The sequence below is a fragment of the Vibrio gazogenes genome, assembly GCF_023920225.1.
Lineage (GTDB): Bacteria > Pseudomonadota > Gammaproteobacteria > Enterobacterales > Vibrionaceae > Vibrio > Vibrio gazogenes.
Map to the genome: position 1 here is coordinate 815371 of NZ_CP092587.1, position 14873 is coordinate 830243.

At 43.1% G+C, this 14873-nt stretch carries 16 protein-coding genes; 7 read left to right on the plus strand and 9 right to left on the minus strand.

Features of this window, described 5'->3' with window-relative positions:
• Positions 1–6: 6 nt before the first annotated feature.
• Positions 7–1899 (plus strand): PTS fructose transporter subunit IIABC, encoded by a 1893-nt coding sequence (locus tag MKS89_RS03770; RefSeq protein WP_072962153.1) that lies wholly within the window; start codon positions 7–9, stop codon positions 1897–1899.
• 56 nt (positions 1900–1955) lie between these two features.
• Here the strand turns inward: MKS89_RS03770 and MKS89_RS03775 are convergent, their stop codons facing one another.
• The 4 genes from MKS89_RS03775 to MKS89_RS03790 form a co-directional block, all read right to left on the minus strand.
• Positions 1956–2243: a putative quinol monooxygenase gene (locus MKS89_RS03775; RefSeq protein ID WP_072962156.1), complete on the minus strand. Its 288-nt coding sequence runs from the start codon at positions 2241–2243 to the stop codon at positions 1956–1958.
• A 325-nt stretch (positions 2244–2568) separates the two neighbouring features.
• Positions 2569–2844, minus strand: coding sequence for a helix-turn-helix domain-containing protein (locus MKS89_RS03780; RefSeq protein WP_072962159.1), 276 nt, complete (start codon positions 2842–2844; stop codon positions 2569–2571).
• Positions 2845–2963: 119 nt separating this feature from the next.
• Positions 2964–3203 (minus strand): type II toxin-antitoxin system ParD family antitoxin, encoded by a 240-nt coding sequence (locus MKS89_RS03785; RefSeq protein ID WP_072962162.1) that lies wholly within the window; start codon positions 3201–3203, stop codon positions 2964–2966.
• 100 nt (positions 3204–3303) lie between these two features.
• Positions 3304–3504 (minus strand): hypothetical protein, encoded by a 201-nt coding sequence (locus MKS89_RS03790; protein ID WP_072962165.1) that lies wholly within the window; start codon positions 3502–3504, stop codon positions 3304–3306.
• 235 nt (positions 3505–3739) lie between these two features.
• Here MKS89_RS03790 and MKS89_RS03795 point away from each other — a divergent pair, with 235 nt between their 5' ends.
• A complete protein-coding gene (locus MKS89_RS03795) occupies positions 3740–4126 on the plus strand; it encodes a toxin-antitoxin system TumE family protein (RefSeq protein ID WP_072962169.1) in 387 nt (128 codons plus the stop codon).
• Positions 4098–4499 carry an HVO_A0114 family putative DNA-binding protein gene (locus MKS89_RS03800; protein WP_072962172.1) on the plus strand — a complete coding sequence of 134 codons (402 nt, stop codon included), beginning with the start codon at positions 4098–4100 and terminating at the stop codon, positions 4497–4499. Before MKS89_RS03795 ends, MKS89_RS03800 begins: the two co-directional genes overlap by 29 nt.
• A 93-nt stretch (positions 4500–4592) precedes the next feature.
• Here the strand turns inward: MKS89_RS03800 and MKS89_RS03805 are convergent, their stop codons facing one another.
• Entirely contained in the window at positions 4593–5615 is a 1023-nt protein-coding gene (locus MKS89_RS03805; RefSeq protein ID WP_159439552.1) for a HEPN domain-containing protein, read from the minus strand.
• A 186-nt stretch (positions 5616–5801) separates the two neighbouring features.
• Between MKS89_RS03805 and MKS89_RS03810 the strand changes: the two genes are divergently transcribed.
• Genes MKS89_RS03810 through MKS89_RS03820 form a run of 3 tightly spaced genes read left to right on the plus strand, consistent with a single transcriptional unit; the run spans position 5802 to position 8195 of the window.
• On the plus strand, positions 5802–6314 hold the full coding sequence (locus MKS89_RS03810) for a hypothetical protein (RefSeq protein WP_072962175.1): 513 nt from the start codon (positions 5802–5804) through the stop codon (positions 6312–6314).
• A 1-nt stretch (position 6315) separates the two neighbouring features.
• Positions 6316–6903 carry a hypothetical protein gene (locus MKS89_RS03815; RefSeq protein WP_072962177.1) on the plus strand — a complete coding sequence of 196 codons (588 nt, stop codon included), beginning with the start codon at positions 6316–6318 and terminating at the stop codon, positions 6901–6903.
• Between the two features lie 14 nt (positions 6904–6917).
• The gene (locus MKS89_RS03820; RefSeq protein WP_072962179.1) at positions 6918–8195 is read left to right on the plus strand and encodes a DNA sulfur modification protein DndB; all 1278 of its coding nucleotides are present in this window, start codon (positions 6918–6920) and stop codon (positions 8193–8195) included.
• Between the two features lie 10 nt (positions 8196–8205).
• Here the strand turns inward: MKS89_RS03820 and dndE are convergent, their stop codons facing one another.
• The 4 genes from dndE to dndB are packed head-to-tail and all read right to left on the minus strand — an operon-like array spanning position 8206 to position 13619.
• Positions 8206–8577: a DNA sulfur modification protein DndE gene (gene dndE / locus MKS89_RS03825; RefSeq protein ID WP_072962181.1), complete on the minus strand. Its 372-nt coding sequence runs from the start codon at positions 8575–8577 to the stop codon at positions 8206–8208.
• Positions 8574–10547, minus strand: coding sequence for a DNA sulfur modification protein DndD (gene dndD, locus MKS89_RS03830; protein ID WP_072962184.1), 1974 nt, complete (start codon positions 10545–10547; stop codon positions 8574–8576). Before dndD ends, dndE begins: the two co-directional genes overlap by 4 nt.
• Positions 10544–12502: a DNA phosphorothioation system sulfurtransferase DndC gene (gene dndC, locus MKS89_RS03835; RefSeq protein ID WP_072962186.1), complete on the minus strand. Its 1959-nt coding sequence runs from the start codon at positions 12500–12502 to the stop codon at positions 10544–10546. Before dndC ends, dndD begins: the two co-directional genes overlap by 4 nt.
• A 37-nt stretch (positions 12503–12539) precedes the next feature.
• Entirely contained in the window at positions 12540–13619 is a 1080-nt protein-coding gene (gene dndB / locus MKS89_RS03840; protein ID WP_072962189.1) for a DNA sulfur modification protein DndB, read from the minus strand.
• A gap of 124 nt (positions 13620–13743) precedes the next feature.
• Here dndB and dndA point away from each other — a divergent pair, with 124 nt between their 5' ends.
• On the plus strand, positions 13744–14868 hold the full coding sequence (gene dndA / locus MKS89_RS03845; protein ID WP_072962192.1) for a cysteine desulfurase DndA: 1125 nt from the start codon (positions 13744–13746) through the stop codon (positions 14866–14868).
• Positions 14869–14873: the final 5 nt, after the last annotated feature.

Here is a 14873-nt window from a genome sequence, read left to right on the forward strand (position 1 = left end):
ACGAAAATGATTACTCAACTTATCTCATCACGATTGATTCGGCTGAATCTTTCGTCAACGACCAAAGATGAAGTGCTTACCGAGCTGGCTGGTATGCTGGTCGCAGAAGGACGTATCACCGATCAACAACAATTTTTAACGGATATTTATGCCCGAGAGGCACTCGGCAATACTGGCTTTGATGAGGGCGTTGCCATTCCTCATGCCAAAAGCGTTGCTGTGAGTAAACCTGCCGTTGTGGTGGGAATCAGTCGTCAGGGCATTGATTACGGCGCCGAAGACGGCCAACCATCGAAACTCTTTTTTATGATTGCTTCTCCCGATGGCAATGCCAATCATCATGTCGAAGTTTTGGCCGAGCTTTCTGCCAAACTGATTGAAGACGGATTTACCGAGCAGCTTTTGGCCGCACAGACCGAGCAGCAAGCACTGGAACTACTGTTGTCCAAGTCAGAACCGACGCCGCAGTCATCGGGAGAAAACGGTTTTCTGATCGGGGTGACCGGCTGTCCGACCGGCATTGCACATACTTATCTGGCGGCAGAATCGCTGGAAAAAGGTGCCGCAGCACTGGGCTATCAGATCAAAGTCGAGACCAACGGATCAATCGGGGTGAAAAACAGCCCGACGGCAGCAGAGATTGAAGCGGCTGACGCGATTATTGTTTCGAGTGACAAACAGGTGGAAATCACCCGCTTTGCCGGTAAAAAACTCATTGAAACCGGCGTGAAAGAACCGATCCGTGATGCGCAAGGGCTGATTCAGAAAGCATTGCAGGCACCCGTGTATCGACCTGATTCTCCGGCTGAATCCCGTGATACGGAACCATCCCGGAACCGTCCGGAGTTGTATCGTTATCTGATGAACGGTGTTTCGCATATGATCCCGTTTGTGGTTGCCGGTGGTCTGTTGATTGCGCTGGCACTGGCGATTGGCGGAGAGCCGACGGAAGCCGGGATGGCGATTCCGCAAGGCAGTTTGTGGAATAAAGTGCTGGATGTCGGTGTCGTTTCCTTCCAACTGATGATTCCGATTCTGGCCGGTTATATTGCTTATGCGATTGCCGATCGCCCGGCACTGGCCCCGGGGATGATTGGTGGCTGGATTGCCAATAACGGCTCATTTTACGATGCCGATGCCGGAACCGGATTTATCGGCGCAATTATTGCCGGTTTATTGGTGGGGTACTTCATTCGCTGGCTGACCAGTTTCAATTATCACAAGATGATTCAGCCGCTGGTGCCGATCATGATCGCACCGATCACCGGCGCGCTGTTTATCTCCGGTCTGTTTATTTTTGTGATCGGTGCTCCGATTGCCAGCCTGATGCATGGGATGACAGAACTGCTGACAACCATGAGCACCGGGAATATGGTGTTGCTGGGCATTGTGCTGGGCGGACTGGCCGGGTTTGATATGGGGGGCCCGTTCAACAAAGTTGCCTTCTTGTTCTCTGTCGGCATGATTGCCAGTGGTCAGACACAGTTTATGGGCGCGATGGCGTGCGCCATTCCGGTTGCACCGCTCGGCATGGGACTCGCCACAGTGCTTGGTCGTAAACTGAGCCTGTTTGAAGCATCAGAACTTGAAGCCGGTAAAGCGGCCGGCGCGATGGGGCTGGTCGGGATTTCTGAAGGGGCGATTCCGTTTGCAGCGCAGGATCCGGTGTCGGTGATTCCGGCCAACATGCTGGGGTCGATGGTTGCTGCGGTAATGGCTTTCTCTTTTGGGATCACCGATAGTGTCGCGCATGGCGGACCGGTTGTTGCCTTACTGGGCGCGATGAACAAACCGTTGTTAGCGCTGTTTTGTATGGCGCTTGGTGCTGTCGTCACTGCGCTCACTTGTATCGCATTGAAGAAAATGCGTCAGGCGAGATTACAGTCAGCCAATGTCTGAGGTTATAAAAATGATCCGTACCTGCCTTTGGGAAGGTGCGGATCGTGAATTGATGGTTATGCCATATGGATTCGGGAAAAGGTTTTGGATATTTTTTCTTCAATCATCGGTTCGGTTTTCTGATCAAAGATCAGTGAATGTTCGGTTTGTAAACATTCATTGAATTCGTCTTCCGAACCATACAGTTCATAGAAAAAAACCTGTTTATCTTTATCATTCCAGCAGATATCAAACTGGAGACATCCCGGATCATCTTTTGCGATGTCTGCATTCTCTTGGGCGAGTTTAATAAATGATTCAAATGACTCGGGATCGATGGTGAAAGTCACCGTCACAACGTACATACATTGCCTCCTGAAACATACGAAAAGGACAAAATCACAGACCGGCTGCACGGTATGATTTCAGCTGTTTTCTCTGTGGACAGAGCCACGCGGTCAAGCGATGATTCTGTGTGCATCATTACATCATATTGGCATATATCGGTGCTATCAATCACCAGTCGCGGATAAGCATCAATTATTTTGCTCAACCATCATGATGGCTTAATTTTGCGAATGCGTCTGAAAGTCTTGGTGGTATTTCACCTCACTGGAGTTGCTTCCAGCGAGTGTGCCGACGGTGAGTTTTCGTCCGTCGGATAAGGTTCTTTTGACGGTCAGCGGCGAATTAAGCATCTTTCAGGACCTCATCAATACTTTTGGGTTCCGACGGATGAGCCTGAATTAGTGATCTGATTTGGCCGATATCACCAACCGCTTCAAATAGCATCAGAAACTGCCGGAGAGAGATATTACCGCTGTTTTCAAATTTTCTGATCGTGCTGTAAGGCACACCAGAACGATTTGCCAACGCTTCAACCGTGAGTTTTTGCTGCTTGCGGGATTGTTTGATGAATTCTTTTAACTCAAGCTGAATATCATAAGCGGTATATAGAGACAGCATGATGAGACCTTTTGCTACAATAATGGCAAAATTATACGTTTATATCTTAATTTTGTCACTATAGTATCAATTATTGTTTCTTGAACGACGGTATTTGAATGCACTTAACTTGCCGGATCTCAACCCAAAGTGTACGCCTCTAGCTCTCCGGCATCTTTTTCAGTTTTGGCGGCCAGTGATTGTTGAACGAATACATAAGATAAATCTGGGTTGTCTGCCATTATGTGGCCCATTTGCTTGGCTTCAGGAGTATCAAACTCACCGATAAGTTTATCTAAATCGTAGTCGGTATTGCCACTTTGCTCACCTTCGGTCAGCAACTGCTGCAAGGTTTTCAATTCAGTATTGTCTGGCTGCATTTTTCTTTCTTTTTGATTGAATATTCTCTACAAATAATCATCGTACTCACTACTCTGTCAATAAAATCAAAGTATTAACTTGGGGGCTGGGAAGTTAGAACTATTCAATATTCTCTCCAATCCTTCCCCGGCAAACTTCCTCGGTCAGCACTTTCAACTTTTCCACCTCTTCGGCCAGATAATCCAACTCTTCAACGGTGATTTCGTAATGCTCCGAGTAGCGGGCATCGCGCAAAATAGTCGCAATGGTGTCAATATCTTGTTGTTTCCGCTCGGGAAGGTGGTCAAGTGTCTTTTTCATGTCGGTCATCGTACTACGCAGTGGAATTCGGGTAAATGGCAGCATCGGGGTTTAGGTGCTTTTTGCGTGTGAGTGCGGTTTTTGGTGTAAATGGGGTGTTGGTTGAGGATGAGAGATTAAAGAATGCGTTGGATATCGGGGAATTCAGAAGTGCAGAACAGAGCGATTTGATGATGAATGACTTCCTGATAGGATTAATTTTGTTATACTCTGGGTATAACATCAGGATAAGCTGATGGAAGAGTTAGATGTTTTGTTGAGTATGCATGGCACAGAAGTGTACCGGGATGACGGTTATTGGTGGAAAATTGAAGCATGGACGGTTCCGCCAACCAGAGAACGCCCTCACGGGATCCGTTACAACATGACGCTACATAACAGATTTAACAAAAGAGTTTTTGGTTATGACAATGCCCATGCAGTGAAGCCACGGAAAAATAAACGATTTAGTGGCAAACGGTATGACTACGATCATTTGCATCGGGCAGCGATTGATCAGGGAACACCCTATGAATTTCAGGATGTTTATACGTTACTGCAAGACTTCTTCTCCGGCATTGATACAACCATAGAAGCAATTGAGGGGAAACCACATGAAAGCAAGAATCGGCATTATGTCTGAAGATCTGATTCGTTTTCGCCTGCTGGCGATTGCGCAAGGGAAATATATGCCGCAAGCGGATGAGCCGAAGGTTTGGTACACATCGGTCAATGCGGTGGCACAGATTTTAAGGCCGGAGAATATTGCCTTATTACGTCTGATTGATACGGAAAAGCCAGCAAGCCTGACAGAATTAGCCAGAATATCCGGCCGGGCCAAATCTAATTTATCCAACACGTTAAAAACGCTCAGTGAAAAAGGTTTCGTCCGCATGGAGCCGACTACCGGTAAGGCTCTGAAACCGGTGGCGATTTATACCGATTTTGAGATTATCTCGGATTTCGCACTTGAGCAGAAATTATTGAAATTAATGGCGGAGCAATCTGCGCCCTGAGGTGAGGTATTCGGAATCTGTGTACCAAGATTAAGATTATCTACGCACTGCGTAGATAATTGAGCTCTGAAGTTGATGTGTGATTGCGATGACTTACTCAATCCTTCCCCGACAAACTTCCTCCGTCAGCACTTTGAGTTTTTCAACCTCTTCGGCCAGGTAATCCAGCTCTTCAACGGTGATTTCGTAGTGCTCCGAATAGCGGGCATCGACGTAGGCGCGTTTGAGGCGGTGGAAGCTGCGACGGTGAAACTGGTTGTCGGCAGGGAACAGGCGGGCGAAGCGTTCGTCTTGCCCGGCACAGAAGGCGCGTAGTTTCTCTAAGTCGTGAGTTTTGGGCAGATAGTTGGTACACACTAACAGGGTACAGGCAAACAGGCGTTCGGTGGCTTGATGAAGTTCAAAGGCTGCTTTATTTACCCATCCTCGATTCATATGATCCCGAAAAGTAATAAAGAACTGCTCACCACTTTCGAACCATTGAGTAAAATGCTTCTCGGCAACCTGCCGACTTTCTTCGGCGCTCAGATCTCCCGGCAGTGCCAGCTCGCGACCATCGGCACTGTACAGTTCTATACCTTGCTCACGGATATCCCGAAAGAAATAGTGCCCGTCATGCAGCCACTGATTGACTTCACCAAGGGTGTGAACAATCAGCCCCAGCGGGGTTTTGGGAATGCGGCGGCTGATACGGTCTTCCGCCAGACTCCACAGGGTGAACTCTTCTACCAGTTCAAAGCGGTTGACGATCACCAGTATGTCATAGTCGCTGATATAGCCGTTGGCTGGGTCGTTGACCCAGTTGCCTTTGGCATAACTGCCGAACAGGATAATTTTGTGGATCTTAAAACCGGCTTTTTTGCCGCTTCTGCCTGCTACGTATTCATCCACCACATCACGCAAAATAGTCGCAATGGTGTCAATATCTTGTTGTTTCCGCTCGGGAAGGTGGTCAAGTGTCTTTTTCATGTCGGTCATCGTACTACGCAGTGGAATTCGGGTAAATGGCGGCATCGGGGTTGAGGTGAGTTTTGCGTGTGAGTGCGGTTTTTGGTGTAAGTGGGGTGTTGGGGAAGGGTGAGGGTGGGTGATGAGGAAAACAGTTTTATTTAACAATTTGCGCTCGTTTGTATTGCACTCAGTGGGTATGAAATCTAACATCAGGAAAATGATTATAAAACGACATAGATAAATATTTGTGGAAAAAATATTATTGTATTGGTTTAAAATGTCATTGTGATCGCAAGATATGTGATCATGTGTCAGTTTTAGTTTCACACAACGCATCATTGGGGTAATTAGGTGAATTATACAGAAACTATTTTGCTTGGAGTGTCTAGTGGTATTGTTTCTGCGTTTCTTGTGTGGGTATGTGTCAAAAGCTGGAACGCTACATTTACACCTTGGTTAAGAAAACAGATTTATAGAGGAGTTGAAGTTCAGGGAGAATGGACTGCTGTCATTATGCATGATAACGATGGTAGGGATGTATCAGAGATAGGAGATGCTGTAGAAACGATCAATTATGTCTTAAACATTGAAAGTCAATATGGACATGTTGTGAAAGGATGGTTCTCTCAGAGCTATAAAAATAGTGAAAGAGAGTCTCAGGGACGATATAAAGTTACAGGACAAATTATGGATGGAGTGCTGATGCTAAGTTTGTCTCCATCGATGAGAAGTAAGTCAAGTTTTGGTACTCTGTTGATGTATGTTGCTGCATCCGGAGGGATGCTAGATGGAATATTTACATATAAAGGTGTTAAAACGAATACAATTAAGTCTACAGATATCACTCTAGAGAAAAGGGTGTAATATGGAAAAAGCATTGGCACGTTACAAAACAAATGATAGCTATCCTCTGGAATTGTATTTTCCGATGGAATTCTTACAAGATCTTCAATTTTGTAATACTCTTAGTGATGATATAAAAGCTTATGGAAATTGGGGTGTTATAAAGAATGTTTCTTCTGTATCCAGTAATAATATACCCTCTGATAGAGGTATATATATGTTTGTTTGGACTCCTAAGTTTTTTCTTTACAATGATGATGATAAGATCTCATTTAAATATGTAGTATATGTAGGTGATGCTAGCAATGAAAATAATCTATTAGATAAGTTTAATAAAAATTATAAGAATGTAATAAACTCAGAACCTGATATACATTGGACAAAAGATGTAGCTTCTAGTCGAATAGACAGATTAAAGAAAGTAATGAATCTAGGTTGTCTTGAATATTGGTATTTAACAATGGATAGAGCATCTGTAGGACAAATTATGGATGTAAAAAATCGACTTGTTAGAATATTCAATCCTCCCGGTAATGAAGGTTTTAGAAAACCGATTCGTGCTATTGTCGAACATGATAAAGCAGTTCCTGCATTTGAACCTGCTTTTTGAAAAGGGAAAATCATATGTCAAATAAAACTCTAATACCTGCTCTAAAAGCAAAAGTTGGTGATTGGGTATACTATATCTGTGTTATGAAATATGCTCAAGTAGCGAAGGAAGTTAACTTTGCCTATGAATTAGGAGGGAATGATGATTTAAATTCATTAATACAGAGAGGTATATCTGAAAGAACCAAAGAGATTACAGAATATTTACTTCGTTCAGAACATCGTTTTCTTGGTTCTCTTATTGTTGCTGCATATGGTGGTGATCCGCATTATATGCCTGTTAGAATGGAAGATAGTGAAGAATATTTGAGAGGCTTGGATAAGAGCTTTGGTGTTTTAACTTTTGATGGAGGGCAGCAATATTTTGCTTTAGATGGCCAACATCGATTGAAAGCTATTAAAGATGCAATTAAAAAGGATCCTGAACTTGGCTCTGAAGAGATAAGTGTAATATTAGTTAGCCATTATGATACTGAAGAAGGTAAAGAGAAAACGAGAAGGTTATTTACAAATATTAACAAAAATGCCAAAAGTACAACTAAAAGTGAAAACTTAGCTTTAGATGAAGATGATGGATTTGCAATTATTACCCGAAGATTAATAAATGAAGACCGATTTTTTAGTGAAGAAGGAAGAGTTTCCGTATTTACCAAAGTTGGTGAACATGGGGAACTCTCACTTGCTTCTAGTGTGAGAGATAGTGATAAAAAAGGCGTTACATCAATAAAACAACTATATGAAATTATAAAAGAGCTTTCTTTTTCTACTCCCCTAGATGGTGTGTCCTTATCTAGACGTCCAACAGATGATGAACTAGAAGAATCTTATATTATTATTTCAGAGAGGGTTTCTCAATTATTTGAGGCTTGTGGAAGTATTATTTCTAAAGTCCAAAAAATGGATGATGTTAGAAATATCAGAAAAAACAAGGTAAATCCGGGTAAAGAAGATGCATTTATGAGAGGAATTGTCCAACGTTGTGTTTCTGAGGTAGTTAGGCAACTTATTGACCAAAGCAGCTTAACCTGGGATGAAATTCTTACAAAATTAAAAAGTTTCAATTGGGAGTTAGGAGAAGTTCCATGGTCTAGTGTTTGTATAATAAATGAAGGTAAACTAAAAATGCAGACAAGTCGTGAGTTTACTAATTTATTGAATGAACTACTAATTATACATTTAGCTCCTAGTAGTAAACAGCAAATTAAAAGAGCACGGAAATTGTATCTAGAGGTTAAAAATCAACAATATCCTATTTCTCAGGAAGAGTTAGAGAATGCTCTTATTAATTCATGAGCTTAGGCCCTCATTGTAGGGCCAAATTTATTAGTAAATTAATATTTTTTGATTTATTCGACAAATAAGAAATCCCACGATGAAGATGTAATTTGAAGTAATAAGCAAGTTTATCTTCATCGGTGATACCATAATCCTGATACACACGCTGTTTCAGCATAGCAAGATAAATATCTGCGAACTCCCCACCAAATACCTTCCAAGTCATTTCCACGTTACTGTCTGTGACAATCTCTTCATGTGGGGGAATGCTTTCTTCCTGAAGGGATAGCATCAGCGCCCAACGACACAACACATTCCAGGTTTCTATTTTGGTGTCTTTTTTTATTTTGATCAGATGCCCTTTGGCTTTTTCTGATAAGCGGATTGTCTCAATACTCATACTTCCTCCGCAAAGTATCCGGGGCGAATGGTGGATGTTTTCTGGGACTCGTCATAAGCAATATGATATTCGTTGGCAATATAAGGTTTCAGTTTCTTATAGTATTCACCGGAAATCTCTTCATCGGTCGAGAGCAGGATGACTTGCCCTGCCGCCTGAGGAAAGTAATTCTCGACTAGTTTGGTTCGGTGTTTTCCATCAAGCCGTCCCATTGGTGTATCAATGATGGTTGGGATCTCTTTGCCGGATTCATCGGCCAGTGCCCACAGTGTCGCCACCGATAAAAGTTGCCGTTCACCAGCCGAAAGGCGAGCTGAATCAATGGTCTGATTGTTGTTACCCAATATTTGCAGCTTAAAGTTTTGTGTGTTGATGTGAACTTTTGAGATCAGCTCTGATTTACGTCCCAGAGAGTCAAACTTTCTTTTGATCTTGTCTTCAAGCTTAGAAATGTTTTCACGAATGAGCATTTCTTTAAAGTCATCAATGATCGATTTCATTTCAACCAGATGATCGGCAACCTGTTGATTGCGCTGATGCTCGAAGGTCTCTGCATTCTGTTGAACTAACGTTGCATCAAGCCGGGCTTCATTTTCATGTAGCTGATTCCGACATTGATTAGATTCTTCAAGAGTCGCTTCGAGATGCAGTCTACTTCGTTCGATCTGCGCTTCTACATTCTCTTTGGCAGCAATGAGGTCTTTGACCGATTCATAATCCGGTACTGCTTCGAGTTTTTTATCAATGAGAGCCAGTTTTTCAACCAGTTCATTTTTCTGCTTGAGCAGGGTCTGGCTTTCTTCAGCCTCATTGGAGAGTAATGACAGAGCAAACTCAAAGATGGTTGGATTGGCATTCAGATAGGTTTCAGCACCTGAGACGTTATTGTCTGTTTCTTGGTGAATTTGTTCTAATAACTGCTGGACGAGGTTTACCGTCTCGGCATTTGCTGATTGAGTTAAACGTGCCATTAAAGCGGTATTTTGTGCCGTAATATGTTTTTGGGCATTGCTTATTTCAGAGGCTTGCTGTTCTTTCTGGGCTTGTTGATGAGCAGCCTTGAACAATTTACTCCCAAGACGTAAGGGTAAAGCACTGGAAGCTAATTTACCTAAATGAGAGTCGATGGCGTCCAGTTGTAAGGTCGCTTCTCTTCTTTCTGCTTGGATCTCTGCTAAAGACTCCAATAGGTGAGCGCCTGTACTGTGCATTTGAACCTCTGCGGACTTAAGCTCCTCTTCCAGTGTTTCTCGTCGAGCAATGGTCGCTTTAATTTCTTGTTCGAGCTCTTGCAGATTGTTTTCCAGTGATTGTTTTCTGTCTAAAAGCTCTTGTACGCGCTCACTGGCTTTTTTATCCAGATTTTTTTCCTGACGGCGTTGTCTTTGTGAATTTAAGTCTTTCGATAACTGACTCAGGAGTTCCAGCCCCAATAGTGCTTCAATGCCTGTTTTAATTAACTGCGCGGATCGGGACTCATCTGCCAGATCTTCGATCTTCTCGCCATCGAAGAAGAACAGCTCTGACATGTTTTGCGGAATAAACTCAGAAACAAAGTCGTTCCAGTTGTCGGTTAATAAACGGTCTTGCTCACCGTTGATAAAAACCTGAACTGTATCACTGATCTCTGTATTGCCGTTATCTGTCCAAGAACGAACGACCTGATATTGGTTGTCCTTGGTTCCTTGACTGTGTCTGAATGTGAGTGATACCGATGCTGATTTTTCATCACTGTAACGATTAATGCTGCGCTTCAGATATTCACTATATGAGAGCCGTCCTCGGTTAGAACACTTGGCGTGTTTTCCATACAGCGCTAATTGCATTGAGTCGAGAAAGGTGGTTTTACCGCCACCATTTAACCCGCCAAACAGGATAATGGGCTTACGATGGTCGCTGCTATTCAGATCAATGGTGTGCTCACCCTGATAAATACCAAAGTTGTTGAGTTTTACTTGTTCAAAAATCATAACGGTTTCTCCTGAACAATCAGTTGCTCTGGAGCCAGAAGCTTACTATTTCTCTCGTTGTTATCTTTTTCTTCTTGTGCTTTTTTATCTAACAGACCGAACGAGAGATCGATTTGTCTGATGTAGTAGGAATAAAGTTTTTTCAGACCTTGGACGAGCTCTTTTGCCAATGTTTGGGCTTCTCGGTTGAGATGTTCTGAAGTCAATTCCACGTAGAGTGCCTTATATTTCTTCACTTTGAAAAGATCTTTTCTGGCATCGAGGATCTGGATATTTTTGCTAATATTCTTGAGGAACTCTTCGGTTTCTCCTGCATCTTCAAGACGTTTCAGTTTGATCGCATACTCATTTTTTACCCGGCCAAGCGCAAAACGGCGGGCATTATCAATACTATCGAAAGCGCCTTTATCGATTTCAGACTCAAGCTCATCGGCAATTTTTGCTCTGCGTAGCTGATGCTTATATCGATCTTCAATTGAAAGCAGGCCACGTAACTGCTGATATTTGAGTTCGTCTTTATCCTGATATGTCGCACAATGTGCTTTCAGTTTGTCGAGAATACTGTGGTTGAGGATCGGACTATAAGCTCGTTTGGGTCCCAGATAATATTTACCAGTGACTTCTCGGTAAATGAGAGGAACGGAATCTTCAGCTTCTTTTTTTTCCTCAACCCAGATGCGGCGAATTTCTTCCAGATCTTCTAAAGGGAGTAGTTCTAGTCTCTTTACTTCCGCAGGGCCGGTTTCCTGAACATACATCTGTGCTTCAAGAACTTTGCGCAGCATTTTTTCGCGGAAACTCTGTTTGTATGGACCGCGAACCACATCTGCCGGTAGGTTTTCGTATTTATGTTCAGTCGTATCTTCATATTGAGCTAACAGTTCGAATGGATCTTCGCTCTCTTCCAGATCTTTAGCGTCACTGAAATCTTTCATACTGATATGGACTGTCAGCGAGCCATTCATCCGTCTGAAATCACGATTGCTTTTATCTCGTGCAACTTTATTTGCTTTTACCTGCGAATTGGCATCGTTGATATCAATCTCGTTACGTAGTGCAAGCAGCGGAAGCATCCATTCTTTTTCGTCATCATTCGCAATCATGGCCGCCATCGATTTATCTTCACCGACCATCGTACAAACGTAACAACCGAACCGGCTGTCACCACAGCTAGGGGTCGATTTGTCAACCACTAATGGGCATTCTCCGCCTTCTGTAGCACCCTGATACATGCCCAGTAGATCGGTGTTTTTATATCCCCAAGGGTTTTTCTCTTGGGTGAGGTATGCCCAGACATCATCGTTGGTCCAATCTTCAATTGGTGTATACACCCAGACCCGATCCAGTTGAGTATTAACGTTTAAGCCATCTTCTTTACGCGTATTGTCGAGCTGTTCGATATTTTCCATGCTGGCAGCACGCACCGTACTTTCGTGTTTGCGGGTGCCTAACACGAGAATGGCTTCGCCATTATTTTTGACCACATCCTGGATGAATGTGTTGGATGGACTGATTTTTAAGCGATCAGTACACCAGCGGAATTTATAGCGAGGCGCAGGATAGCCTCGTCCGATCAGGTTGACCCAAAAGCGATCTTTGACTTCTGGTGTTAAACGGTGTGGCACAATCGGCAGATCTTGTTCAGCGACTGCTTTTTTCATTTGGTTGAGAGAGCGTTCTACCCACAGAGCAACAATAGGATTTTCGACCAGAGTATCGGTGCTGATAACGTGTACGGTTTTATGCGCTTTCCCTTCTTTTTTGAGTTCTGTTACGGCAGCCCAGACTAGCTGGACTATCGCCGTTGAATCTTTGCCACCACTATAACCAATGACCCAAGGAATCTGATCTTTGAGATAGATCGCCTTGGTTTTGTCTATCAGGTTACGGATAGTAGGCTTGAACCCAGCAGGTTCAAATGCAGAGTATTTTGCTTCTGCGATATTTACTGTCATTATTGCCTCTGGTTAAGTGGTATCACTTAATCTGGTATTAATTGTTTAATTTATCTTCTTCAGCCAGTTCCTTGTTATTTAAAGGAATGTTCAAATGTTTCTTGATTCTGTTGGCTGTTAATTTGACGGCTATCGATGAATTTCTCATTGCGCCATTGACGACACAGCGACCTTCCCAGTCTATTTTATTGGTTCTGGACCAATCGATGTCTTTCAATTTTTTAAGTCTGATTTTCCACTCTCTGTCATTGGCTAGTAACCATTTCCCAACAGCTCCTAATGCCTGAAAAGTAACTGAGTATGCCAGCACATTTTCTTCTCTCACTTCACCACCTGAAACTTGTTCTGTATAAACCAGCTTCAGGGAAGGAATAGCCATGACGACGGACTCCCAATACTCTTTAGCAATTGGAATTTGATTTTTGTAGGTGTTTTGATCGATCTTATCAAATAGCTCGCAAGTTGCTTTGTTGAGTGCGCTATGACTGACCAGCTTTTTTGATCTCTGTCCTAAATTGGTTTTCTCCATATGGATCAGTTTTGACAATACTTTACTTTCATAAATAACTGTTTTTGAAAGTAAAGCTGTGGGTTTGTCATCATAGGTAATACTTAACGAACTATCAGTTTTGACTGGGTATAAATTCAAGTCTTTAAAGATTTTTTGTCTTTCCGCCAAAGATTTATCAGCGAAGAATACAACGGTGATTGTCTCGTTACTTAAGGTTGGATCTTGTTTGAGTGCTTCAAGAATTGCGGCATTCCGATGCTGACCGTCAGTAATGAAGACCTCGGCGTCTTCATCAATGGTTAAAGTACCGATCTTTTGTTGATGCCCCATATCACCAATAGGGGTGAATTCACTATCACCTTCGATACAGGCTGTGAGTGCGGAGAATACATAAGCATCACGTTCATTCAGAATGTAGTTTGTGATCTCAGGAATACGTTCCGGGTTCAGGATCCTCTGCGCCCGCTCAGATACGGGGAGTTCCCCTTCATCAAAAGTAAAAATTTTTCTTAATCTTTTGAGTGGGCACATCACGGTGTAGAATTCTGCGCCAGCCTGAACTCCCCGAATTGCAGGGAATGAGTTACCTGAAATTATTTTTGTCATTTCTATCAATACCAACGTGTTGTTTGTACGAACAATCCGTTATTGTTCTTACGAACATGAGGCGTTAATATACTTGAATTCTTGTAGTGTGTCTTGCCATTTTTCCCGTCCGAAGGATCATCAAATGACCGTTTATCTTGATACCAATGCAACAACACCTGTCGCAAATTCTGTGGCCGATTTAGTACAAAAGTATTTAGTTGAGGAGTTTGGTAACTCTGGTAGCCGGACCCATGAATTTGGTGCTCGGGCAAAGCAAGCTGTTGAACTAGCAAGAAAACAGGTTGCGGCGGTTGTCGATTTGGATAGCTCAGCGGTCACTTTTACCAGCGGTGCCACTGAGAGTAATAATATCGCGATTTTAGGGTTACAAAGTTACGCCGAAGAGCAGCATAAGAAACATATCATTACCACATCTATCGAACATAAAGCAGTCCTTGAACCTTGTCAGGAACTTGAGACGAGAGGATTCGATGTCACCTATTTGCCATGTGATGAAAGTGGCGTGGTGAGTGTTGACTCATTAAGGAATGCCTTGCGTGAAGATACGGTGCTTGTCTCCATAATGCACATCAACAATGAAACTGGTTCTGTACAGGATATTCAAGGTTACTGTGATGTTTTGCAGAATCATGATGCTTTCTTTCATGTCGATGCCGCGCAAAGTTTTGGCAAGTATAGTGATGCTCTGAAAAACGAAAGGATCGATATGATGAGTGTCAGTGGTCATAAAGTGTATGGGCCAAAAGGCGTCGGAGCATTACTGTGTCAGCGGCGTGGTTTTAAGAAAATTCCGTTAAAACCATTGGTGTTTGGTGGTGGTCAGGAAAAAGGATTAAGACCGGGCACATTACCTGTTGCGCTGATTGCTGGATTAGGTGAAGCGTGCCGTTTAGCTGTTGAAAACTGCGATCAATGGGCGCAACACTGTTTGGGGATAAAGCAGGATTTAGTCGCAAGTTTAGAAGACATTGGAGCTCAAATGAATGGTACTCATTCTGCACCACATGTCTTAAATTTCTCTATTCCCGGTCTGAATTCTGAAGCGGCAATGGTTGCTTTGAAAGGGATTGTGGCGGTGTCAAATGGTTCTGCCTGTACTTCTTCCAGCTATACACCCAGCCATGTATTGAAAGGGATGGGATTATCAGATGAGCGAATAGAAGGAGCAATTAGAATGTCTTGGTCTCATATGACAAAAGAGATACCATTAGCGGAAGTCATCGGAAGGATTAAGCAATATCTGTGAGACAT